Source organism: Streptomyces sp. NPDC058619 (genome assembly GCF_042717785.1).
Taxonomy (GTDB): Bacteria; Actinomycetota; Actinomycetes; order Streptomycetales; family Streptomycetaceae; genus Streptomyces.
Genome location: NZ_JBHXQN010000080.1, coordinates 1 through 22,271, shown reverse-complemented (window position 1 = coordinate 22,271; position 22,271 = coordinate 1). Strand labels below are relative to the sequence as shown.

Below are 22,271 nucleotides of genomic sequence, written 5' to 3'. Positions count from 1 at the left end.
ACCCTCATCACCCTCCTCACCGACACCACACCCACCACCCCAACCCCCCAACCCACCCACCACCACCACAACCGGACGACACCGGAAGCGGGGCTGGTCGCGTCACCGGCCTGATCACCAGGTACGCCGCGGGAGGGGCCGCCGGGTACCGGTGCTCCGGTCCCTCCCGCGGGCTGACGGGCGTACGGCCGTGCGGGCGGCCGGGGGTCAGGCGTCGTCGGCGCTGCCCGGTGTGCTCCGCGCGGAGCCGATCGCGCTGACCACCGCACCCGCGGAGAGTCCTATGGCGAGCCCGAGCCCCACGTTGTCGAGGAACACGCCCACCACCACTCCGGCCACCAGGCCGAGCGGAATCGCGAGGACGGAGATGCCGCTGTTGTCCTGTGCGGCGTCTTGACCGCTTTCATTCCCATGTGTCACCGGATCACTATCGGCGCTCCGTCCACGGCCACGCCACCTCCGGCCAGGGCTTTCACCTCCCCCGACACGCATCCCCTCACCGCCATGCCGGAGGCCGGGTCTTCGTGCCACGCCCCCGCCACCTCCCGGGTGCCGGGGCTACGGACCTCCCGCGCCCCGGCGCCACATGGCCGTCACGTCCAGCGGGCCGACGGACAGCTGCCGCAGGGTGGTGAACCCGAAGTGCCGGTACACGAAAACGTTTTCGGGATCCGCGGTGGTGAGGAACACCCCCGACGCAGGCGGTACGTCGCCGAGCAGGCGGTCCAGGAGGAGCCGGCCGGCTCCGCGTCCGGCCGCCTCGGGGACGACGCCGATGAACTCCAGCGTCCAGGAGCCGGCGGGCACGCCGGCTTCGGTGACGTGCAGGTAGCGCAGGGTCCGCCGCAGAGGGCGCGGACCGCAGCCGAGCAGCGTACGGGCCGCCCATCGCGCCTGCGTTCCGGCCCCGGGCGCGAGCCCGGGCGGGGTCAGGACGGCGGCCGCGGTGCAACGGCCGTCCACCCCCGCCAGGGTGTAGCGGCGTACGCCGGGCAGGGTGGCCTGGGCGCGCAGGGTCGCGTCGAACCACCGCCCCCGCACGGCGGTCGAGGCACCGCAGATCCAGGAGGTGGAGGGTTCCCGGGCGAAGGCGTCGGTCAGCACGCGGGCGCAGTCGGCCACGAACGCCTGCCCGTTGACCCCGGGTACGGATTCCGGCGCGGGCACCGGCTCAGGCATCGCGGCGCCGCCGCTCCATCGGCGCCTCCGGTACGAGATGGCACACCAGGAGCTTCAGGAAGAACAGGGGTGCGAACCAGGCGAGGGCAGCGGGCACCTCCAGCCAGAAGAGGTTGAGGAGGACGGCGGTCATGAACACGGCCATCGACAGCGGCCGTTTGAGCTGGAGCGGGGTGAACTCCACGGCGAGGGCGCCCGTCAGGAGCAGCGCGGCGTTGCCGAGCGTCCAAATCCAGTCCCCGGAGAGCACGACCAGGCCAATCGCCGCGAGGTGCAGCAGGTGCGCACTGACGAACAGCAGGCGGGCCCGCCGGACTCCGGGGGCCTCGCGGTGGTACCAGCGCTTGGCGGCGTTGCTGGCGTTGGTCAGCACCCCGCCGATCAGGTCGAGCCCGGCCAGCACCACGACGACCAGTTGTACGGTGCTCCACGCGCGGGCGGTCCCGGTGGACCAGATCCCGGCGGCGAGCACGCCGGCGCACACGATCGCGCCCGCGGCCTCCACCGCAGACTCGGCGCGGGTCTTGCCCGGCCCCATGAACCGGTCCAGGCCTCCCGCCCAGCCGGGCGCGGTCGGCGGTATCTCCCAATCGATGCTCAGGTCAGCCCGCACGTCCGCCGCCCTCCCCGCTCGCGCTGCCGCCCCCGCCGCCCGGGGCGGTGCCCCCGGGCGCGGTCCACAGCCCGCGCAGCAGGCTCCACACCTGCTCCTCCCCGTCCCCGCCCCCGTCCGCGGCCGGTGCGGAGCCGCCGGCTTCCGTCTCCCGCAGGGCGGCCAGCGCCCAGGCGTCGGCGGCCCGGAAGACCGCGGCGGTGGCCGCGACCAGCAGTTCGCGGTCGATGTCGGGCCGGACGACGCCGAGTTGGCGCCCGTTGTCGACCACCGCGCCGAACCAGCCGATCCACTGCCCGTCCCCCGCGTGCGCGAGGGACGCGTCGGCGAGGGCGAGGTCGTCGGCGTGCGCGTACAGGTGGGTCACCAGGGCCTTCGACCCCTGGTCCAGCCGCGCCCAGAACTCCTCGGCCCGCCCGGCCGGCCTCCAGGGCCCGAGCGCCCCGAGCAGGCGCTCCCGCACCCCGTCCAGGACGGCCCCGAGCAGGTCGTCCCGGCCGTCGAAGTACTGGTAAGCGGCGGTCTTCGAGAAGCCCGTCGCTTCGATGATCTTGTTGTACGAGGCGGCTTCGGCCCCGTAGTCGGCGAAGTGCCGCCGGGCGACGGCCAGGAAGTGCTCCTGACGGCCGGCCGGCAGCCGCTCGAATCGCGGAAGTGGCATGAACCGACAGTACGCACCGTTAGGGTGTACCGCTAGTACACCCACCTGTGCTCAGCTCGATCCCGGGGCCCCGGCCCCCGTGAACCACTCCGGATCGGAGCGGCGCACCTGGGCCCGTCAGGTCAGCCGGCGATCAACGACCCTGGAGGGACTTGACGTTGTCGCCGAAGGTCCAGCCCTTCGAGCCGTCCCAGTTGATCGACCACGTCATGAGCCCCTTCAGCGAGCCGCCGAACGCGTTCCACGCCTGGCCGACGAGGGCCGGCGACATGTGGCCGCCCCCCGCGCCGGGCTGGGCCGGCAGGCCGGGTACCTGCTTGTCGTAGGGCACCTTGACGGTGGTGCCCTGGATGGTCAGGCCGTTGTTCAGGCACGTGGTCTGCGCCGTGAAGCCCTGCACGGTACCGGCCTGGTAGGAGTCGCCGGAGCAGCCGTACATGCTGCCGTTGTAGTACTGCATGTTCAGCCACCACAGCCGGCCGTTGTCCGCGTACTTCTTGATGATCGGCAGGTAGGAGCCCCAGATCGACCCGTACGTGACGCTTCCGCCGGTGACGTACGCGGTCTCGGGGGCCATCGTCAGGCCGAAGCCCGCGGGCATCTGGGCCAGCACGCCGTCGATGATGCGCATCAGGTTGGCCTGGGAGGCGGACAGCGTGTTGATGTTGCCACTTCCGGACAGGCCGGTCTCGATGTCGATGTCGATCCCGTCGAAGTTGTACTTCTTGAGGATCGGGACGACGGTCGCCACGAAGCGGTCGGCGACCGTACTGGAGCTCAGGTCGATGCCGGCGGTGGCACCGCCGATCGACATCAGGATCGTCGCCCCGGCCGCCTTGGCCTGGCACATCTCGGCGGGGGTCGAGACCTTGACGGTCGCGTCCATCCCGTCCTGCCACAGGACGGTGCCGTCCGAGAGGATCACCGGAAAGGCGGCGTTGATGACGTTGTAGCCGTGCGCCGCGATCCGGCTGTCCGTGATGGGGACCCAACCCATGCCGAGGTGGACACCGTTCGCGGCGCCGTCCCAGTTCTCCGCCGGGGTCCGGGCGGGGACCGACATCGCGCGGCGACGAACGTGAAGTGCGCGGCTTCCGACGGAACATGGCGTGCTCGCTTCCCGCCGAGCGCCATGGACATGACCGGCGCGTGGGGGCGTGACGCCCGGCTCTGGGTGAGGTGCGGACAGGTGGGGCTGTGCCGGACCGGATCGTAGGAGCCGCCGGAAGCGCGGTCAATAGGTCTGGACCAACAAGAAGAGTCCTGACTGAACCCCTGAGCGCTTCCCTCGGCCCGGTACGCCACGGCGGTCGATTGCAGCGGGCCGGACCGGTCGCACGCGGACCGACGGCCGGCCCGGAAGGGGACGTCACCCGCCGTACTGAGGGCGCCGTCCAGGTACGGGTGTCCCCGCCCCGGCGCTCCCGCCGCCCCGCGCGACCGCGCTCCTGCACCGCGGCGATCCGGGCGACCTCGGCCATGTCGACGTCCCCGTCGAGGCGGGCCTCAAGGTGGTCCAGCCCGCGGTTCGTCGCAGTCCGCGAGGCACTTGCCACCCTGCTCGGCAAGGACGACGGGGGCGCCTCGGTTTGCCGTCCAGCTCGACGGCGAGCGCGCGGGTGGACCTGCTGGTGCGCCGGTGGCCCCGACGACGAGCGGGGGCGCGTGCCGGGTGAGGAGGGCGTCGCGTCGCCCATGGCGCGCCGGGTGGCCTCCCTTCGACCGGCCTTCAACCTGCCGGGTTCGGCGGTTCGACCGGCCGCGGAGTGCGGGGCGGGGCCAACGGACCGGGTGGCCGTCGGGCCGTCGGCGAGCCGGCAACCGTCGCCCAGGGGCATCAGCTCGTACGGGCTGATCGGGGCCGTGGCGGCGGGGGCTTCAGTCGGGCGTGGGGGGTTGGTGCAGGCCGAACGGGGTTCCCTGGTCGTCGTGGCAGAGCTGGAAGCGGCCGAACCGGGCGATCGAATCGTCGCCGCCGCCCAGCTCGACGTCGTCGACCGTGCCGCCGAGTTCGCGGACCCGTACGAGCGCCGCCCGCATGTCGTCGACGCGGAAGAACAGGTAGGGGCTCGCGCCGGCGTCGTGGCCGTGCAGCCCCCCGGGCACGTTGGGCGTGCGGATCGCGAAGCCACCGCCGTCGGTCGTGCCCGGCTCGAAGGTCCAGCCGAACAGCCCGCCGAAGAACGTACGGGCCTGCTCGGCGTCGCCCACGCCGAGCTCGAAGAAGGAGACCTCGCCGGCCATGTAGGACTCCCGTCACGCTGTGCGGAGGCTGCCTCACCCACCGTACGCCGGGCCCCGTACGCCTGCACCCGCCCGCGCGCCAGTGCTCCGGGCGGGCGCCGCTCCCGCCGGGGCGCGCCCGGCGGAGGCCCTCCGCATACTGGATGGGACAGAACGACGGGTGGAAGGGGCGCCTCGTGCCATCGGTCCGGCCGGGGGGCGACGCCCGCGGCGGCCCGTTCCGGTCCGAGCCGGGAACCCTGCTGGAGCACGTGGCGGTGGCCGTCTTCGGTCTCGGCGACGACGGCCTCGTCCACTACTGGGGGCCGGGCGCCCAGGACCTCTTCGGCCACGAGGCCGCCTCCGCCCTGGGACGGCCAGGCGCCCTGCTGTTCGCCGACGACCCCGACGGCTCGCGCAACCCCGACGGCTCCGATGACCCCGGCTCCTCCGGCGGCAACGCCGCCGACGTCTGCGCCGCACTCGTGGAGCGGGCCCGCACCCAGGGCTACTGGCGGGGCCGGCTCACGGCGCGGCACCGGGACGGCAGCTCCTTCGCGTGCGGCTTCCGGGTCTTCCCCGTACAGGGCGCCGGCGGCCGGTCGGTGGTGATGGGCCTGGCGAGCCGCAGCGACGAGCTGGACCGGGTCAAGACGAACCTGGCCTTCCTCGACGCCCTCTTCGAGACCTGCCCCATCGGGCTGGTCATGCTCGACGAGGACCTCCGTTACGTCCACCTCAACCAGGCGCTGGCGGACATGGACGGGATCCCCGTGGCGGAGCACATCGGGCAGCCCGTGGACGAAGTCATGATCATGTCCGACGGCGGCGAGTACCGGCGCATGGTCAAGACGGTCGCCGGCGGCGGGGTGCCGGTCGTGGGGACCCTGGTGGGCCTGCGCACCCGGGGGCATCCGGACCGCGACCAGGTGCGGTCGGTCAGCTTCTTCCCGCTCAGCGGGGTCGCCGGCTCCCGCCCGGGCGTGGGCGGGCTGATGGTGGACGTGACGGACCGCGAGCGAGCCATTCTGGAAGCCACCGCCGCCCGCAGTCGCCTCGCCCTGCTGGACCGGGCCTCCGCACGCATCGGGACCACCCTGGACCTGCGCCGCACGGCCCAGGAGCTGGTCGGCGCCGTGATGCCGGACTTCTGCGACGGCGCCGTGGTCGAAGTCGTGGAGTGGATGGACGACACCGAGCTGTTCGACCCCGACCGCCCGCTGATCACCCGCCGGATCGCCTCGGGGACGGTCCTGCCGCCCCCGGCCACCGAACTCGTCAGCGGAGTGGAGCGCGTGCGGTACCCGCCCGGCTCCGTCATCCACGACATGCTGCGCACGGGCCGGCCCGTGTCCGCCGTGGTCGACGCGGACTTCCTCGCCCGGACCGTCCTCATCGAGTCCCGCGCCCGGCTCCTGTCCGAGAGCGGGGTGGCGTGCATCCTCGTCGCCCCGCTCATCGCCCGGGACACCGTGCAGGGGCTCGTCATCTTCGGCCGGTCCGCGGACCGGCCCGCCTTCACCGGGGACGACCTCGCCCTGGGCGGCGAACTCGCCTCGCGGGCCGCGATCTGCCTGGACAACGCGCGTCTGTACGGCCGCGTCCAGGACATCTCGCTCACCCTCCAGCGGGCCCTGCTGCCCGATGTCCTGACGACGGGCCCGTACGTGGACGTGGCCCACCGCTACCTGCCCGGCAGCCGCATCACCGAGGTCGGCGGGGACTGGTACGACGTGATCGGCCTCCCGGGCGACCGGGTCGCGCTCGTGGTGGGCGACGTGATGGGCCACGGCGTGCCCGCCGCCACCGCCATGGGCCGGCTCCGCATCACCACCAAGGCACTGGCGGCGCACCACGAACGCCCCGACGGGCTGCTCGCCGAGCTCGACGCCTGCGCCCAGGAGGCCGGCACCGAGCTGGCGACGTGCCTCTACCTCGTCTACGACGCGACGACCGGCCGCGCCCTGATCGCCGGAGCGGGCCACCCGCCGCCGCTGGTGCTCCGGCCGGACGGCACGGTCGACACCATCGACGAGGTCCTGGGCATCCCCCTCGGTGTCGGGGGCCTGCCCTTCCGGACGGTGGAGCGGGCACTGCCCGACGGCGCGGTCCTCGTCCTCTACACGGACGGCCTCATCGAATCCCGCGGCCGGGACATCGACGCGGGCCTCGAAACGCTGCGTGCCGAAGTGCGCCGGGCGGCCGGGCCGCTGGAGGCGATGGCGGACCGCATCCTGACGAACCTGCTGCCCGACCCGCCCACCGACGACACCGTCCTCGTCCTGGCCCGCGTCCACCGCAGCCGGTGCGGGCCCGCGGGCCCGACCGCGGACCCCGGCGCGGACCCGGCTACAGGCTCAGCCGGGCGTTGACCAGGTAGCGGACCTGCTCGGACAGCTCCTCCCTGCGGGCGCCGCCCCCGACGCAGCGCAGCTCGCCCTGGAGTGCCTGCTCGGTGCGCAGCACCGTGTTGCGGGGCACCGGTACCCGCTGTCCGGGCTTCTCGGTGAACGGCTGGAGCTCCGCGGCCACGACCTGGGCGTCGTCGGACGTGCCGTGGCGGAGCGAGAGGAACACCCGGGAGAGCCAGTCGGCCGGGATCTTCACCATGAAATCATCCATAACGGCACAACGACCGACCGTCGCGACCGTGACGGACCTGCCGCGGACAGGTCCCGGGCCGCGGTGCGCGGTGCGGTCCGCGGACCCCGGTCGGCGGGTACCGACGACGGGCCGCAACCGACGACGGCCGGCGCCGCACGGAGGCACTACCGGCCGTCGGGCGCCACAGATCAGGCGTCGTCTCCCCGGGCCGCGGCGCCGACGAGCTCTTCGAGCAGGTCCTCCATGGTGACGAAGCCGATCACGGCGGCCGCGGCGCCCGTCACGGCGGCCAGGTGCGTGCCCGCAGCCCGCATCGCGGTCATCGTGTCGTCGAGCGGGGTTTCGAGGGACACCTTGATGATCGGGTGGAGGGCGCTGCGCGGGAACGGCGCGGTGCGGTCGGCCGCCGCGAGGGCGTCCTTGATGTGCAGGTAGCCCAGTATCTCCGCGTCGGGTCCGGCGACCGGCAGACGGGAGTAGCCGTGCTGCGCGGCGGTCCGCTCCAGGGCGCGGGGGGTGATGTCGCGGCCGACCGTCACGACGCGGTCCAGCGGCACCATGATGTCGCCGACGGGCCGCTTGCCGAGTTCGAGTGCGTCGCGCAGGCGCTCGCCGTCTTCGGGGGCGAAGAATCCGGCGGCGCTGGAGTCCTTGACCAGGCGGGCGAGTTCGTCGTCGGTGAAGACCGCGCCGACCTCGTCCTTGGGCTCGACCTTCAGCAGGCGCAGCAGGACGTTGGCCAAGGCGTTGATGCCGAAGACGAACGGTCGCAGCGCCCGGGTGAGGGCCACCAGCGGCGGGCCCAGGAGGAGTGCGGTGGGTGCCGGGGCGGCGAGGGCGATGTTCTTGGGGACCATCTCGCCGACCAGCATGTGGAGGTAGGTGGCGAGGGTGAGGGCGATGACGAAGGCGATCGGGTGGATCAGTGCTTCGGGTACGCCGAGGGCTTCGAAGGGGGGTTCCAGGAGGTGGGCGATGGCGGGTTCGGCGACGGCGCCCAGGACGAGGGAGGAGACGGTGATGCCGAGCTGGGCGGTGGCCATCACCGCGGAGAGGTGTTCGAGTCCCCACAGGGTGGTCCTGGCCCGGAGGTTGCCCTTGGCCGCGGCGGGTTCGATCTGGCTGCGGCGTACGGAGATCAGGGCGAACTCGGCGCCGACGAAGAAGGCGTTGGTGATCAGGGTGAAGGCACCGATCAGCAGCTGGATCGCGGTCATCGGCCCTGCTCCTGGAGGGTGGTGGCGGTATCGGCCGGGGGTGCCGTGACGGTGACCCGGTCGGCGCGGTGGTGGTCGACGTCGAGCACGGACAGTTCCCAGCCCTCGACGCTGACGGTGTCGCCCTCGGCGGGGATCCGCGCCAGCTCGGTGGCGATCAGCCCGGCGAGGGTCTCGTACGGACCCTCGGGAACGTCGAAGCCGATCTCCGCCAGCTCGTCGAGCCGGACGCTCCCGTCGGCCTCCCACACGCGGCGGCCGTGGTGTTCCGCGGCCTCGATGAGATCGGGGACCTCCAGGGGGTCGTGCTCGTCGCGGACCTCGCCGACGACCTCCTCGACGATGTCCTCGACCGTGGCGACGCCGGCGGTGCCGCCGTACTCGTCGATGATCACGGCCATGGTGCGCGACCGGCGCAGCCGCCCGAGCAGGGTGTCGACCGGCAGGGAGTGCGGCACCATCAGCGCGGACGTCATGAGGTCGGCGACCGGGGTGACCGGGCGCATCTCCTCGTCCAGGGCCAGGACGTCGCGGATGTGGACGGTGCCGACGACCTCGTCGAGGCTGTCGCGGTAGACGGGGAACCGGGACAGGCCGGTCGCCAGCGTCAGCTTCGCGGCGTCGGCGGCCGTCGCGTGCAGTTCCAGGGCCTGGACGTCGACGCGCGGGGTCATCACGTTCTCCGCGGTCAGCTCCGCGAGGTGCAGGGTCTTCACGAAGAGCTCGGCGGAGTCCGCCTCGATCACGCCCTCGCGGGCGGAGTGCCGGGCGAGGGCCACGAGCTCTTCCGGGGTGCGGGCGGAGGCCAGCTCCTCGGCGGGCTCCAGGCCGAAACGGCGCACGAGGCGGTTCGCCGTGTTGTTCAGGTGGCGGATCAGCGGGGCGAACGCGGTGGTGAAGCCGCGCTGCGGACCGGCGACGACCTTCGCGACGGCCAGCGGGCGCGAGATCGCCCAGTTCTTCGGAACCAGCTCACCGATCACCATCAGCACGACGGTGGACAGGGCCACACCGAGCAGGGTGGCCGTGGTCGCCACGGCCCCTGCCGGGAGCCCCAGCGAGGTCAGCGGGCCGCGCAGCAGCGCGGAGACGGACGGCTCGGCGAGCATGCCGATCACCAGCGAGGTCACGGTGATGCCCAGCTGGGCACCGGACAGCTGGAAGGTCAGGCGCTTGGCGGCCTTCAGGGCACTTTCGGCGCCCCGCTCGCCCGCCTCGGCGGCGCGTTCGAGCTCACTGCGCTCGACCGTGGTCAGCGAGAACTCGGCGGCCACGAACACCGCGCACGCCAGCGTCAGAGCGAGGGCCAGGAGCAGCAGCAGGATTTCGGTCACCGTGCTACCCCCGTTCCCGTCGCAAGAATCCGCCGGCAGGGCGTGGCACGGCTCGGACTGGGAGGTTCACCCATTGCGGGTCTACTGCTCCTTCTTCTACTCGGTGGGCCGCCGTGCGGCGGCCCCGCGGGGTTCCGCGGTGGGGAGGGTCCCCACCGCAATCGTAAAGGGCGGGCAAAGGTGCCACGTCGGGCACCCCGCTTCACCCTACGGTTCTACAACTCTGTAGAGGATGAGAACGGACCGCTCTACCGGTCCGCCGTCCGGGTGAAGCGGGACCCGGGGCCGCGTCTCATAGCATCTTCTTTTCTTCATACGCATACATTCTTGGCCTGTCCGGGCACCCCGGGCCGAGGGCCGGCCGGCACGGCGGCGTCCCGGCCCCGGTTGCCGGTGTTGCGGTCCGAACCCGACCGGGAGAGTGCCCCCCATGCGTTCTCGTATCGCCGCGGCTGCCCTGATCGCCGCCCTGTGCCTGCCCCTCGCCGCGTGCACGTCGGCGGATACCGCCGGACCCGTCCTGGGAGCCGCGGGACCCCAGGCGCCGTCCGCGGCGAAGGCCGTCCCCGACGCGCTCCGCTTCACGGCGAAGACCGTAGACGGCTCGGACTTCGACCCCGGGTCGCTGGCGGGCAAGCCCGTGCTGCTGTGGTTCTACGGGGCGACCTGCGCGGAGTGCCCCGCACAGGCCTTCGAGACCGCCGCGCTCGCCGACCGGCACCTGGGCCGCGTCCACGTGGTCGCGGTGGCCGGACCGGGCGCCGGCGCCGGCCTCCAGGGCTTCGCCGCTCCCTCGACGGGCGGCTCTGTGACCCATCTCGCCGACGGGCAGCACGCGCTGCGCGACCGCTTCCGCGCCGAGGGGGTCAACACGTACGTCCTCCTCGACGAGGACGGCGAGGACGTCTACCGGGGCAGCGGCGCCGACACGGGGAGCCTGGACCGCGAGCTGGCCGCGCTCGTCGACGAGGGCTGAGCGACACGGCCGGGAGGGCACCGCGCCTACGGCGGGGTCGCACCTTCAGCGGGGTCGCCGCCGCCTTGAGGATGAAGAACAGGGTGAACGCGGCGTCCGCCGGGGACAGGGCGGAGGCCGCCGCCCCCACCGTGGCACCCCAGGCGGCCGGCCCGGCCGCGGTGAACACCGGCGGCCACCGCAGGGCGCGGCCTCTGGGAGTTCAGCCGACCCCTTCCTCGTCGGTCTGTGCGAGGAGACCGCGCAGCAGCTGCTCGTCCCCCGGCGTGAGCGAGGTGACGAAGCTGGCGAGCACCGCCTGCCGGTCGGCCTCGCCGTCGAGCACCTTGCGCATGCGCAGCGCGGCGAGCCCCGCCTCGTCGGCCACGGGGACCCACTCGAACGAACGGCCCGCGCGCTCGCGGGCGACCGCGCCCTTGGCGTGCAGCCGCGTGAGGATCGTCATCACCGTGGTGTAGGCGAGGGTTCCGGGGAGCCGTTCCTGCACCCAGCCCGCGGTGACCGGTCCCGGCGCGCCGCCGAGGACGGCGAGGACCTCGGCCTCCAGCTCGCCCCGGCCCCGTCGTGGGGGCAGCGCGTCCCCCGTGCCGTGCCGGGTTCGCATCCTCAGGCCTCCCGTCCGGGGATCGCGTGTTCCACGTGAGGTGCGGCCCATCGTACTGAGCCCGCGGGAACCCTCCGCCGGGCGGCGGGGAACGGCCCGGCCGCCGGGCCGCTGCGCCGGCCCCGACGGCCGTGGGCCGTACCCCCGCCCCGGATCAGGCGGGCCGCTCCCCCTCGGCCGGCCTCCCACCCGCCGGCCCGCCCGCCTCCCGCTCCGGTGTCCGTCCCGGGCTCCGCTCCGGCGTCCCGTCCGCCGGCGCTGTGGTCCCCGTGACCGTCTCCGCCGCCGGGTCCTCGTCGCTCTCCTCCGCCGCTTCCTCGGCGGCCCGCACCTGCGCGGCGAACTCCTTCTCCGAGATCCGCTCCAGCGTGCCGCCGTGCCGCCGCGCGAGGTCGTCGCCGGGCTGCGGCGAGGACTCGCGCAGATCCACCACGAGGAGCGAGGCCCCCTCGTCGACCCGCCTGCTCAGCATGATCAGGCCCGCGCCGCCCTCCAGCAGCTGCTGGTTCTCGGCGGCGCCGCCGAGCGCCGCACCCGCCGCCGTGCCCAGCAGCACGCCGAGCGGCCCGCCCAGCAGGCCGACGAGGCCGCCGACCAGCCCTGCGCCCGCCGTCGTGATGCCGGCGCCGCTGACATGGCTCTCCGGTACGTCGAGCAGCCCGTCGGCCGAGCGTTCCACGACCGCCGCCTGCCGCAGCCCCGGCAGGTCGAGCGCCTCCTGGAACGCCGCACGGCCGGCGGCCGGCCCGGTGAACGAGATCAGCAGCACCTGGTGGCTCTCCGCCATGTCGCTTGTCCTCCTGCACTACCCGCCGAGCACTCCCCGGTCCCCCAGTGGAACCCGCGGCCGCGCCGCCCGCCTCCCGCGACACGCCACCGCCCGCCCGGGCCGCACGGGCCTGCTCGCGCCGTCCACCAATCCGCGGCCTCGGGCGCTACGAAGAACGGATGAACGGGCCGCCGGGCATCCGGCAAGGCGACAGCCGCCCCGGATCCTGGAGGACGTGTGATGAGGGCCGTTGCCGACCGGTTGGCGGAGTTGCTGGACCACTTCTTCGCCGGTCCCCTCCCCGTGCGCCTGCGCGCGTGGGACGGGACGGAGGCGGGCCCCGCGGACGCCCCCGTGATCGTCCTGCGCTCCCCGCGGGCCCTGCGCCGGCTGCTGTGGCAGCCGGGCGAGCTGGGGCTCGCCGAGGCCTACATCACCGGTGACCTCGACATCGAGGGGGACCTGGCGGAGGGCCTCGGCGCGGCCTGGCAGTCCGTGCGCGACCACGGCCGCGTCCGGCCGACCGGCGCCGGATGGGCCCAGGTCACGAGCCTCGCCGTGGGTCTGGGCGTGGTCGGCCTGCCTCCCCGTGCGCCGGACGCGCCGCGGGCCCGGCTCGGCGGGCGGCTGCACAGCTCCGCCCGCGACCGGGCCGCGATCAGCCACCACTACGACCTGTCGAACGAGTTCTACTCCCTCCTCCTCGACCCGTCGATGGCCTACTCGTGCGCCTACTGGACCCGGCCCGACGACCCCGCGTACGGCCTGGAGCAGGCGCAGCACGACAAGCTGGACCTGATCTGCCGCAAGCTCGCGCTCCGCGAGGGATCCCGGCTGCTCGACGTCGGCTGCGGCTGGGGCGCCCTCGGCCTGCACGCCGCCCGCTTCCACAAGACGCGGGTGACGGCGGTGACCCTCTCCCGCCGGCAGCGCGACTTCGTGGCGGACCGGGTGGAGCGCGAGGGACTCGGCGACCTCGTCGACGTCCAGCTGCGCCACTACCGGAACATCGACGCCGGCGGGTACGACGCCGTCACGGCCGTCGAGATGGGCGAGCACGTCGGCGACGCCGAGTACCCGGCCTTCGCCTCGTTGCTGCACGGTGCGCTGCGGCCGCACGGCCGCCTGCTGGTGCAGCAGATGTCCCGCGGCGCCAACGCACCGGGCGGCGGTGCGTTCATCGAGGCGTACATCGCCCCCGACATGCACATGCGGCCTGTTGGCCGGACCGTCGGGGTCCTGGAGGGGGCCGGTCTCGAAGTCCGCTCGGTCGAATCCCTGCGCGAGCACTACACCCGTACCATCGATGCCTGGCGCGGGACGCTCGAGGACCGGTGGTGCGAGTTCGACTCCCTGGTCGGCGAGACGACCGCGCGCGTCTGGCGGCTGTACCTGGCGGGGAGCTCGCTGGCCTTCGCCGAACGGCGCATGGGGGTGGACCAGATCCTCGCCGTACGGCCCGCGCGCGACGGCGGGTCCGCGATGGCGCCCACGCCGGCCGACTGGTACCCGGCACCGGAGGGGGCGCGTTGAGACGTACGGGAACGCGGGAGGACACGATGGAGCCGACGACGGTGGACGCGCACGACGCCCTGGCGGTCCGCTGGGCGCCCTTCGCGCCCCGGGCCGCCGTGCTGGTGCTGAACGGCGGGCGGGCGGACGCCCTGGAGGCGCCGCCCCGGTTGAACCTGCCCGCCCTGCGGATGCGCCCCTTCGCCACCGACATCATCCGCGCCACCCATCACGACCACGTCCTGGTCGGGCACGTGCGCTACCGGCACCGCGGCTGGAACGGCGGGCGGGCGGACGCGCTCCAGGACGCCCGGGAGGCCCTGGGGGCCCTGCTGCGCACGGCGGGCGACGTCCCGGTGGTGCTCGTGGGCCACTCCATGGGCGGCCGCGCGGCCCTGCGGCTGGCCGGCGACCCCCGCGTGCGCGGGGTCGTCGCCCTCGCGCCCTGGTGCCCGCCCGGTGACCCGGTCGACCAGTTGCGCGGCCGGTGCGTCGCCGCACTCCACGACCCGGCCGACCGCGTCACGTCGGCGCGGGAGACCTGGGAGCTCCTCAACCGCGCCGACCGGATCGGCGCGCACACCCTCGCGGTGCCCATGGCGGTCGGGGGCCACGCGATGCTGCGCGACGCCCGTGCCTGGCACCGCACCACCACGTCCCTGACCCTCGGGCTCCTCGGCCTGGTCCCGCTGCCGGACGCCCTGGCCGGCCGGGTTCAGCGGGGCAGCGCGGAGTAGTAGCGGCGGCAGGCGCGGAGCATGCCCTCGTCGGAGAGGGTGAACACGTCGACGAAGTCCCGTTGCTGCGGCGAGAGCCGGCCCATCGCGACGACGCAGTCCCCTTCGGCGACGATCCGGATGATGTCGTGGCGCGCGCCGCGGGCCCCGGGGCCCTCCAGGTCGGGTCCCAGCGGGCCGGCGTGCAGGAGGGAGCCGTAGCCGTCGAGGTCGCCGCTGTCGAGGTAGTGGTACGCGAGGCGTACGTGGTCGACCCCCGAGTCGGTGATGACGGAGCTGGGCGGGATCCGCCTGGTGTACCGACGGTTCATGGGACGTCCTTTCGTACGGCCGCGTCCCCTCCGGAAGGCGGCAGGTACACCCTGCGCCAGATGCGCAACTCGGGGCTATCCCCGCCCTATCACCGGCGCGGACGCCCCCTGAGCCGTCCACCGGCCACGATGGCCGGAACCGGCACCCCCTGTGGCCCCCCACGAAATCTCCACACCATGGACAACCGGAGACGTGTTCGGGAAGACTGATCCCCCGCTCCACCCGTATTCCCTCCCGGCTCGACCGTGTCGTGCACACGGTGCGAGCGGGATCAGGCATGCCCCAGCTGGGAGACTCATGACCGTTTCGCCCGGCGGGGTTCCGCCGACCCCGGACGCGGTGGTTTTCCGGATCCTCGGACCGTTACAGGTGACCGGCCACGCGGGGCCGGTGCGCATCCCCCCGGGCCGGCAGGAGGTCATCCTCGCCGCGCTGCTGCTGGAGGCGAACCGGGTGGTCAGCACGGACTACCTGGTCGACCTGATCTGGGACGACGAGCCCCCGGACACCGCGCGCACGCAGGTGCAGATCTGCGTGTCCCGGCTCCGCAAGCTGTTCAGCTCGGCGGCGATCGCCGCCGCCATCACCACCCGGCCCCCGGGGTACGTCCTCAAGACCGAGGGCGACCTCGTCGACGCAGCGATGTTCGCCCGTACGGTGGCCGACGCCCGCGCGCTGGCCAAGCAGGGCGGACTGACCGGGGCGGTGGAACTACTGCGCGCGGCAGCAGAGTTGTGGCAGGGCGACTGCCTGAGCGGGGTGTCCAGCGAGACGCTGCGCAGCAAGGCACTGCAGCTGGACGAGGAGCGGCTCACCGCGGCCGAGACCCGGATCGAGCTGGAGCTCGACCTGGGCCGCCACCACCAGCTGGTCGGGGAGATCCAGCTGCTGGTACGGGTCCACCCGCTGCGGGAGCGGCTGCGCGGGCAGCTGATGCTGGCCCTGTACCGCTCGGGCCGGCAGGCCGAGGCCCTGGAGAGCTACCGGGTCGGGCGCGAACTGCTGGTGGAGGAGCTGGGCCTGGAGCCGGGCGGCGAGCTGCGGGCGCTGGAGTCGGCGATCCTGGCGGGCGAGGTCCCGCCGCCGTACCGTCCGGCCGCCGGCGGCTACGGCGGCGCCGTGGAGGCAGCGGGCACCGATGACGCGGGGGCGGCGGTGCCGGTCTCCGGGTCGGGTCCGGAGCCGGCCACGGCTTCCGGTGCGATGGCCGCGGACCACGGCCGGCCCGCCGCCCCCGGCGAGCCGTCCGGTGCGGTGCCGGGTCGGGCGCCCGCGCTCCCGGCGGCGGACGGGGCGGCCGCGTACCGGGACGAGGTCCCGCGCCAACTCCCGGCCGACACATCCGACTTCGTCGGCGACGAGGAGCAGATCGCCCGGATCGAGCGGACGCTGCTGGGCGAGGGCGGCCGGCGCGCGGTCGGGCTGGCCGTGGTGGTGGGCAAGCCCGGTACGGGCAAGTCCACGCTGGCCACGCACATCGCCCACCGGCTCAGTGAAACCGGCTTCCCCGACGGCCAGTTGTACTGCGACCTGCGGGGCACGGGTGCTCCCGCGACCTCCGCCGAGGTGCTGGGCCGGTTCCTGCGGGCGCTCGGCATTCCCGGGGCGGTGATCCCCGAGTCGCAGGACGAGCGGGCCGAGATGTACCGGACCCTGATGGCCTCCCGCCGGGTGCTGGTTGTACTGGACGACGCGGCGTCCGAGAGCCAGATCCGGCCGCTGCTGCCGGGCAGCCGCAGCTGCGCGGTGCTGGTCACCAGCCGGGTCCGGCTCACCGGACTGCCCGGCGCGCACCGGGTCGAGCTCGACGTCATGAGCACCGAGCACGCGCTGGAGCTGCTGGTCCGGGTGATCGGCGCGGACCGGGTGCAGCGCGAGGGGGTGGCGGCCGAGGCGCTGATCCGTACCGTGGGCGGCCTGCCGCTGGCGCTGCGGATCGTGGCCGCCCGGCTGGCGGCCCGCGCGCACTGGACGCTGGCGTCGATGGTGCACCGGCTCGCCAACGAGCGGCACCGCCTGGACGAGCTGACCCACGGCGAGATGACGATGCGGGCCAGCCTCTCGCTCACGCACGACGGGCTGGCCGCCCCGGACCGCCGGCTGCTGCGGCTGCTGAGCCTCGCGAAGGGTCCGACGCTGCCGGGCTGGATGGCCGGGGCGCTGCTCGACGACGACCCGCCCTTCCCGTCCGACCTCCTCGAACCGCTGGTCGACGTACAGATGCTGGACGTCGTCGGGGTCGAGTCCACCGGGGGTTTCCGCTACCGGTTCCACGAGATCATCCGGGTGTTCGCGCGGGAGCAGCTCGCCGAGCACGACGAGCCGGCCACCCAGACGGCGGCGCTCGGCCGGATGCTGGGCGGCTGGCTCTCGCTGGCCGAGCAGGCCCACCGGCGCATCTACGGCGGGGACTTCACGGTGCTGCACGGCAGCGCTCCGCGCTGGGAGCCGCCGGCCGCCTGTGTCGACGAACTGCTGGTGGACCCGCTGGAGTGGCTGGAGAGCGAGCACGCCAACCTGGTGCAGGCCGTCGAACACGCCGCCGAGGCGCGGATGGACGAGCTGTGCTGGGACCTGGCGACGACCCTGACGACCCTGTTCGAGGGCCGGGGCTACTTCGACGAGTGGGAGCGCACGCACCGGCTGGCCCTGGAGGCCGTCCGGGCCGCCGGGAACACGCGCGGCACGGCCGCCCTGCTCAGCTCGCTCGGGGTCCTCCACCTCGGCCGGAGCCAGAAGGAGGAGTCCCGGACGGCGCTCACGGCGGCGCTCGGACTGTTCCAGGAGCTGGACGACCGCCACGGGCTGGCCCTGTGCCACCGTGACCTGGCCCTGCTGGAGCGGATGCGGGGCAACGAGGAGGGCGCGCTCACCCTGTACGACCGGGCGCTGCGGGATTTCGACCGGGTCGGTGACGTGGTGGGCCGGGCCATCGTCCTGACGCAGAGCGCGCAGATCTGGATGGTGCGCGGACAGTCCTCGGCCGCGCAGGACCGGCTGGACGAGGCGCTCGGCATCTACCGTTCGGTGGGGTACACGGGCGGTCAGGCGCGGACGCTGCGCCGGGCGGGTCAGCTGTTGCAGTCCCAGGGCGAACACGAACGCGCGGTAAGGACGTTCAGCGAGGTACTGGAGCTGTGCCGGGACAGCGGTGACGTGATCGGCGAGGGACACCTGCTGCGGGACCTGGGGCACGCGCACGCGGAGCTGGGGCGGGGCGAGTCGGCCAGGGGGTTCTACGCCCAGGCGCTGTCGGTGCGCGAGCAGATCATGGACCAGGGAGGTGCGGCGGTGGTCCGGCTGGACCTGGCACGGTTGCTGATGGCGGGCGGCAGCTCCCGTGAGCGCTCCCGCTCCCGGGAGCTGTTGGAGAGCTCGGTCCGGGTCTTCCGCGAGCGGCGGATGGATGCGGAACTGGCGGAGGCTCAGCGGCTGTTGGGCTCCGGACCGCTGCCCGCCCGGACGATGGGTCCGGTCCTGGGCCAGGCGCTGGTGCCGGTCGTGGGTTCGGCGCTGGACGCGGCCCTGGGCTCTGCGTCGGGTTCGTCCCTGAACCCGGGTCTGGGCTCGGGCGCCGTCCGCGCACCTGCTACGGGGTCCGCGGCGGGGGTGTGAGGCCGGCCTGACGTCGGCCTGACATCTGTCTGGCATCGGGGTGCGGTATCCGGTGGGGGTCTCCGGGGTGTGGCCGCCACGGGCACCTCCTCGGCTCCGGCCGCCCCGGGGGAGCCGGTGGGGCCGGTGTCAGTCCCACGGGTTGGTGTCGGTGGAGGTGCTCGGCGAGGGGGTGGCCGCCGGGCCGGTGACGCCGGCCGTGGTGGCGGGGGCGGCCGGTCCGTCGGCCTGGGCGACCTGGGTGCCGAGCACGGCCGCTCCGGCGATGGCGACGGTGACGAGGGCGGTGCGGAAGGCGGTGGCGAGCGTCATTTCTGAGTCCCTTCATCGGTGCGCCCCGGGTTTTCCGGGGCGCTTCCTTCGTTCTGGGCATCACGTTAGGAACAGCCGGAATCCCCGCACCGGCCCCGCTCCTATCCCCGCGCTATCACGGTTCTGGAGACGCGACAGGAGCGGCGGAGACCGGTGATAGCGGCGTCGTGGACGGCCGGGGGCGGGGCCGTCGGGTGATAGGACCGGCTGCCGGGCGCGGTTCGTGCGGGGATGCCGGGGCGATAGCGCGCTGCCGACGATGGGAAGCAGGAACCGGGCCGTGTCACCCCAGGCCCAGCCGTTCCCCACCACCACCGCCGGGAGCGCACATGAACAGCACGGCCGACGTCGCCGCCGCCCTCACTCCGGTACGGGACACCCCCCGTCTGGGCATGCTCATCAGGACCCACAGGCTGCGGATAGGCCTCACCCAGCGGGAGCTGGCCGACCTGTCCACGATCAGCGTGCGGGCCATCCGCGACCTGGAGCAGGGCAAGGCGAGACGGCCCCGCCCCGACACGGTGCGCCTGATGGCGGACGCGCTGCGGCTGGGCGCCCGGGCCCGGACCGCGCTGGAGGCCGCCGCCCAGCAGGGCCGGGCGACCGGAGCGGGCTGGGAGCAGCCGCCTGCGCCGCCGACCGCGCTGCACCCGATGGTGGGCCGGGACGCCGAGGCGTCGGTGCTGGAACGGGAGCTCGCCTCGGGGGCCGAACGCCTGGTCCACCTGGTGGGGCTGACCGGGGTGGGCAAGACCCGGCTGGCGCTGGCGGTCGCCGAACGGCTGCACGGCGCCGGGCTCCCGGTGCTCTGGCACGCCTTCCCCGGCGCGGCGGCCGACCACCTGGGCTGCCCGGAGGGCGACCCGGCGGCCCTGGTCGCGGCGGCGGTGGCCGAGCTGCACGCCCCGGCCCCCGCACCGGGCGGGGAAGCCGGCGCCCCGGCCCCCGACCCTGCGTACGAAGGCAGCAGCAGCGGCAGCACCCGTACGGACAGCGACTGCGGTGGCGGCGGTAGCAGCGCCAACGGGGGCGTCCTCACCGGCGCTGTCGACTCCCTTGCCGAACTGCTGGGCGACCAGGCGGCGTTGCTTGTGCTCGACGGCGCCACGGGGGGCCCGCTGCGGTTCGACCGGCTGACCGGGCTGCTGCGCGCCTGCCCCGGGCTGCGCTTGCTGGTCACCTCCGACCAGCCGTGGGAGGTGCCCGGGGAGCGGATCTTCCTGCTGGCCCCGCTGGAGGTGCCGGCCGCGGGCGCGGTGGATCCGACGACTCCGGCGGTCCGGGTCTTCCTCGACCACGTCCGGCGGGTGCGGCCCGAGTTCGCGCCGACCCCGGCCGACGCGGAACGGGCCGCGCGGGTCTGCCGGGGGCTGGACGGGCATCCCGGGGCGCTGGCCGCAGCCGCCTCCTGGCTGGTGGTGTGCGACCTGACCGCCCTGTGCCGCAGCCTCGACGAGGACCCGGTGGCCCTGCTCGACCACCTCGGGGGGCGGGCGGGCACGGCCGGCTTCCGGGGGGCTCTGGGGCACCGGCTGGCCCGGCTCTCGCCCGCCGCACGCGGACTGTTGGAGGCGCTGTGCGCGGGCGCCGGGGACGAGTTCGACCTGGCCGGGATCACCGCCCTGACCGAGGCCCCCGGCCGGCCCGGCCCCGGTCTGGCGGAGGCCGGCCGGATGCTGCGCGAGCTGCTGATCAGCGGTGTCGTACGGGCCGCGCACGAGGGCGGCAACTCCCGGTTCCGGGTGCTGGGTCTGGTCCGGGCCGCCTGCCGGGCGCCGCGTGCGGCTGCCGCCACTGCCGCCTGAACTGCTCGCCGAGTGCCGGAGCAACTGCCGCAGGGGCCGGGGGCCCGCGGGTTGGATGGCGTACGGCCGGACCACGCAGCAGATCTCGTACCCGTACGTGAACAGAGCTCGACCGCCCGCCACGGAGACCATTTTGAGGAGCCCGCGCATGTCCACCGAGCCGTCTGAACAGAGCAGAGCCGCGCACGGGCCGGCCGCTGTGCGGCTGCCCCTGTCGGCGGCGCAGCGCGACATCTGGATGGCCCACGGGCTGGACGCGTCCGGCTGCCGCTACAACATCGGGGAGTACCGGGAGATCCTGGGCGACCTGGACGCGGGACTGCTCGCCCGGGCCTGGTACCAGCTGGCCCGCGAGGCGGACTGCCTGCGCATCCGCGGCACCGGATCGGACGAGGACGGAGCCGGGAACGGCAACGGGGACGGGGACGGGGACGGGGACGGCGGTCTGTGGCAGCTGGTCCACCCCGAACCGGGCGATCGGGAGCTGGAGTTGCTGGACCTGAGCGGCGAGGCGGACCCCGGCGCGGCCGGCCGGGCCTGGATGTCGGCGGAGCTGGCCCGCCCGTTCGACCTGGAGGGCGGCTGGCTGACCCGCCACGTCCTGATCGCCGCCGGGACGACGGAGCGGGGCGAGCGGCGGTGGTTCTACTTCCACGCCTTCCACCACCTGGCCGTCGACGGCATGGGCATCGCCCTGATGGACCGGCGACTGGTCGAGCTGTACGAGCGGGCCGCGGCCGGTGAGCCGTGGGGGCCGAGTCCGTTCGGGTCGATGGCGGACCTGCTGGCCGAGGACGAGGCGTACCGGACGTCGCCGGAGGCCGCCGCCGACCGGGCGCACTGGGCGGAGCACCTCACCGGGCTGCCGCAGACCCCGCGGCTCGGCGAGGGCCGCAGCGGGCGTACGGCGCCGGGTGCGCTGCCGTTCGTACGGCGGACGGTGGTCCTGCCGCCGGCGCGGGCGGACCGGCTGCGCGAGGTGGCGCGGGCGCACCGGGCGCCGTGGACGATGCTGGTGATCGCGCTGGTCGGGGCCTACGTGCACCGGGTGGGCGGGAGCACCGAACCGGTGCTGGGCCTGCCGGTGACGGGCCGGCGTACGGAACTGGCGCGGCGCACGCCGGGCATGATGTCGAACGTGGTGCCCCTGCGGGTGCCGGTGGCGCCCGACGGCACGCCGGCCGAGCTGCTGGCGGTGGTGGTCGGGGAGACCCGGCGCGGGCTGGCGCACCAGCGCACCCGGTACGAGGACATCTGCCGGGACCTGGGCCTGGGCGAGGCGGAGCGGCGGATCTCGGCTCCGCTCGTCAACATCATGGCGTTCACCCCGGGGATGCGGTTCTGCGGGTTCCCGACCACGCAGCACAACCTGAGCAACGGGCCGGTGGAGGACCTGGCGGTCGGCGTCTACGACCTGGGGCCGGAGGGCGGGCTGCGGATCGACTTCGACGCGGCTCCCGAGGTGTGCGACCTCGCGGCGGTGGCCGGACACCAGGACCGGTTCCTGCGGTTCGTCGAACGAACCGTCGAGGCGATGGAACTCCCGGTTTCGGAGCTGGAGTTGCTGGGTGAGGCCGAGCGGCGCCAGGTGCTGGAGGAGTGGACCGGCACGCGGACGGACATCGGCGGGGCGACTCTCGTCGACCGGTTCGAGGAGCAGGTCCGCCTCCGCCCGGACGCCCGCGCCCTCGTCTTCGGCGACGAGGAACTCTCGTACGGGGAACTGGACTCCCGCGCCAACCGGCTCGCCCACCACCTCGCCGGACAGGGCCTGGGCCGCGGAGACCTGGCCGGCATC

The 22,271-nt window shown here is 74.2% G+C and carries 20 protein-coding genes; 7 read left to right on the top strand and 13 right to left on the bottom strand.

The features are described 5' to 3' along the window. Positions 1-207: 207 nt before the first annotated feature. The 6 genes from ACFWTC_RS36025 to ACFWTC_RS36000 all read right to left on the bottom strand — a co-directional run bounded on the left by ACFWTC_RS36025 (position 208) and on the right by ACFWTC_RS36000 (position 4,697). Positions 208-420: a hypothetical protein gene (locus ACFWTC_RS36025; protein ID WP_383930393.1), complete on the bottom strand. Its 213-nt coding sequence runs from the start codon at positions 418-420 to the stop codon at positions 208-210. Between the two features lie 138 nt (positions 421-558). Continuing rightward, a complete protein-coding gene (locus tag ACFWTC_RS36020) occupies positions 559-1,179 on the bottom strand; it encodes a hypothetical protein (protein ID WP_383930396.1) in 621 nt (206 codons plus the stop codon). After that, positions 1,172-1,792: a hypothetical protein gene (locus tag ACFWTC_RS36015; RefSeq protein ID WP_383930399.1), complete on the bottom strand. Its 621-nt coding sequence runs from the start codon at positions 1,790-1,792 to the stop codon at positions 1,172-1,174. The genes ACFWTC_RS36020 and ACFWTC_RS36015 overlap by 8 nt, the downstream gene beginning before the upstream one ends. Next, a complete protein-coding gene (locus ACFWTC_RS36010) occupies positions 1,782-2,453 on the bottom strand; it encodes a TetR/AcrR family transcriptional regulator (RefSeq protein WP_384030079.1) in 672 nt (223 codons plus the stop codon). Before ACFWTC_RS36010 ends, ACFWTC_RS36015 begins: the two co-directional genes overlap by 11 nt. 133 nt (positions 2,454-2,586) lie before the next feature. Beyond that, positions 2,587-3,516, bottom strand: coding sequence for a chitinase (locus tag ACFWTC_RS36005; protein WP_384030077.1), 930 nt, complete (start codon positions 3,514-3,516; stop codon positions 2,587-2,589). Positions 3,517-4,331: 815 nt separating this feature from the next. After that, entirely contained in the window at positions 4,332-4,697 is a 366-nt protein-coding gene (locus ACFWTC_RS36000) for a VOC family protein (RefSeq protein WP_383930411.1), read from the bottom strand. 176 nt (positions 4,698-4,873) lie between these two features. Between ACFWTC_RS36000 and ACFWTC_RS35995 the strand changes: the two genes are divergently transcribed. After that, entirely contained in the window at positions 4,874-7,048 is a 2,175-nt protein-coding gene (locus tag ACFWTC_RS35995) for a SpoIIE family protein phosphatase (protein ID WP_384030075.1), read from the top strand. Here ACFWTC_RS35995 and ACFWTC_RS35990 read toward each other — a convergent pair. The 3 genes from ACFWTC_RS35990 to ACFWTC_RS35980 form a co-directional block, all read right to left on the bottom strand. Beyond that, positions 7,026-7,286 (bottom strand): hypothetical protein, encoded by a 261-nt coding sequence (locus ACFWTC_RS35990; RefSeq protein WP_383930416.1) that lies wholly within the window; start codon positions 7,284-7,286, stop codon positions 7,026-7,028. The genes ACFWTC_RS35995 and ACFWTC_RS35990 overlap by 23 nt on opposite strands. Before the next feature lie 182 nt (positions 7,287-7,468). Next, a complete protein-coding gene (locus ACFWTC_RS35985; RefSeq protein ID WP_383930419.1) occupies positions 7,469-8,497 on the bottom strand; it encodes a hemolysin family protein in 1,029 nt (342 codons plus the stop codon). Further along, entirely contained in the window at positions 8,494-9,831 is a 1,338-nt protein-coding gene (locus ACFWTC_RS35980) for a hemolysin family protein (RefSeq protein ID WP_383930421.1), read from the bottom strand. The genes ACFWTC_RS35985 and ACFWTC_RS35980 overlap by 4 nt, the downstream gene beginning before the upstream one ends. A 430-nt stretch (positions 9,832-10,261) precedes the next feature. Here ACFWTC_RS35980 and ACFWTC_RS35975 point away from each other — a divergent pair, with 430 nt between their 5' ends. Then, entirely contained in the window at positions 10,262-10,807 is a 546-nt protein-coding gene (locus ACFWTC_RS35975) for a TlpA family protein disulfide reductase (protein ID WP_383930424.1), read from the top strand. A gap of 202 nt (positions 10,808-11,009) precedes the next feature. On the opposite strand, the gene ACFWTC_RS35970 is transcribed toward ACFWTC_RS35975, so the two are convergent. Then, positions 11,010-11,411 carry a BlaI/MecI/CopY family transcriptional regulator gene (locus ACFWTC_RS35970; protein WP_384030073.1) on the bottom strand — a complete coding sequence of 134 codons (402 nt, stop codon included), beginning with the start codon at positions 11,409-11,411 and terminating at the stop codon, positions 11,010-11,012. A 154-nt stretch (positions 11,412-11,565) separates the two neighbouring features. Continuing rightward, positions 11,566-12,198 carry a histidine kinase gene (locus ACFWTC_RS35965; RefSeq protein ID WP_384030071.1) on the bottom strand — a complete coding sequence of 211 codons (633 nt, stop codon included), beginning with the start codon at positions 12,196-12,198 and terminating at the stop codon, positions 11,566-11,568. Between the two features lie 222 nt (positions 12,199-12,420). Here ACFWTC_RS35965 and ACFWTC_RS35960 point away from each other — a divergent pair, with 222 nt between their 5' ends. Next, on the top strand, positions 12,421-13,713 hold the full coding sequence (locus ACFWTC_RS35960) for a class I SAM-dependent methyltransferase (RefSeq protein WP_383930431.1): 1,293 nt from the start codon (positions 12,421-12,423) through the stop codon (positions 13,711-13,713). Between the two features lie 26 nt (positions 13,714-13,739). Continuing rightward, a complete protein-coding gene (locus ACFWTC_RS35955; protein ID WP_384030069.1) occupies positions 13,740-14,429 on the top strand; it encodes an alpha/beta fold hydrolase in 690 nt (229 codons plus the stop codon). On the opposite strand, the gene ACFWTC_RS35950 is transcribed toward ACFWTC_RS35955, so the two are convergent. Next, on the bottom strand, positions 14,408-14,740 hold the full coding sequence (locus tag ACFWTC_RS35950) for a nuclear transport factor 2 family protein (protein ID WP_383930437.1): 333 nt from the start codon (positions 14,738-14,740) through the stop codon (positions 14,408-14,410). The two genes, ACFWTC_RS35955 and ACFWTC_RS35950, sit on opposite strands and share 22 nt — an antisense overlap. Positions 14,741-15,038: 298 nt before the next feature. On the opposite strand from ACFWTC_RS35950, the gene ACFWTC_RS35945 reads away from it, so the two are divergent. Next, positions 15,039-18,356 carry a BTAD domain-containing putative transcriptional regulator gene (locus ACFWTC_RS35945; protein ID WP_384030067.1) on the top strand — a complete coding sequence of 1,106 codons (3,318 nt, stop codon included), beginning with the start codon at positions 15,039-15,041 and terminating at the stop codon, positions 18,354-18,356. A gap of 129 nt (positions 18,357-18,485) precedes the next feature. Here the strand turns inward: ACFWTC_RS35945 and ACFWTC_RS35940 are convergent, their stop codons facing one another. Then, positions 18,486-18,668: a hypothetical protein gene (locus ACFWTC_RS35940; RefSeq protein WP_383930442.1), complete on the bottom strand. Its 183-nt coding sequence runs from the start codon at positions 18,666-18,668 to the stop codon at positions 18,486-18,488. A 329-nt stretch (positions 18,669-18,997) separates the two neighbouring features. Here ACFWTC_RS35940 and ACFWTC_RS35935 point away from each other — a divergent pair, with 329 nt between their 5' ends. Together ACFWTC_RS35935 and ACFWTC_RS35930 are read left to right on the top strand one after the other, a co-directional pair. Further along, positions 18,998-20,473, top strand: a complete 1,476-nt coding sequence (locus ACFWTC_RS35935; RefSeq protein WP_384030065.1) for a helix-turn-helix domain-containing protein — start codon at positions 18,998-19,000, stop codon at positions 20,471-20,473. 148 nt (positions 20,474-20,621) lie between these two features. Next, on the top strand, positions 20,622-22,271 hold a 1,650-nt coding region (locus ACFWTC_RS35930), incomplete at its 3' end, for a condensation domain-containing protein (RefSeq protein WP_384075015.1).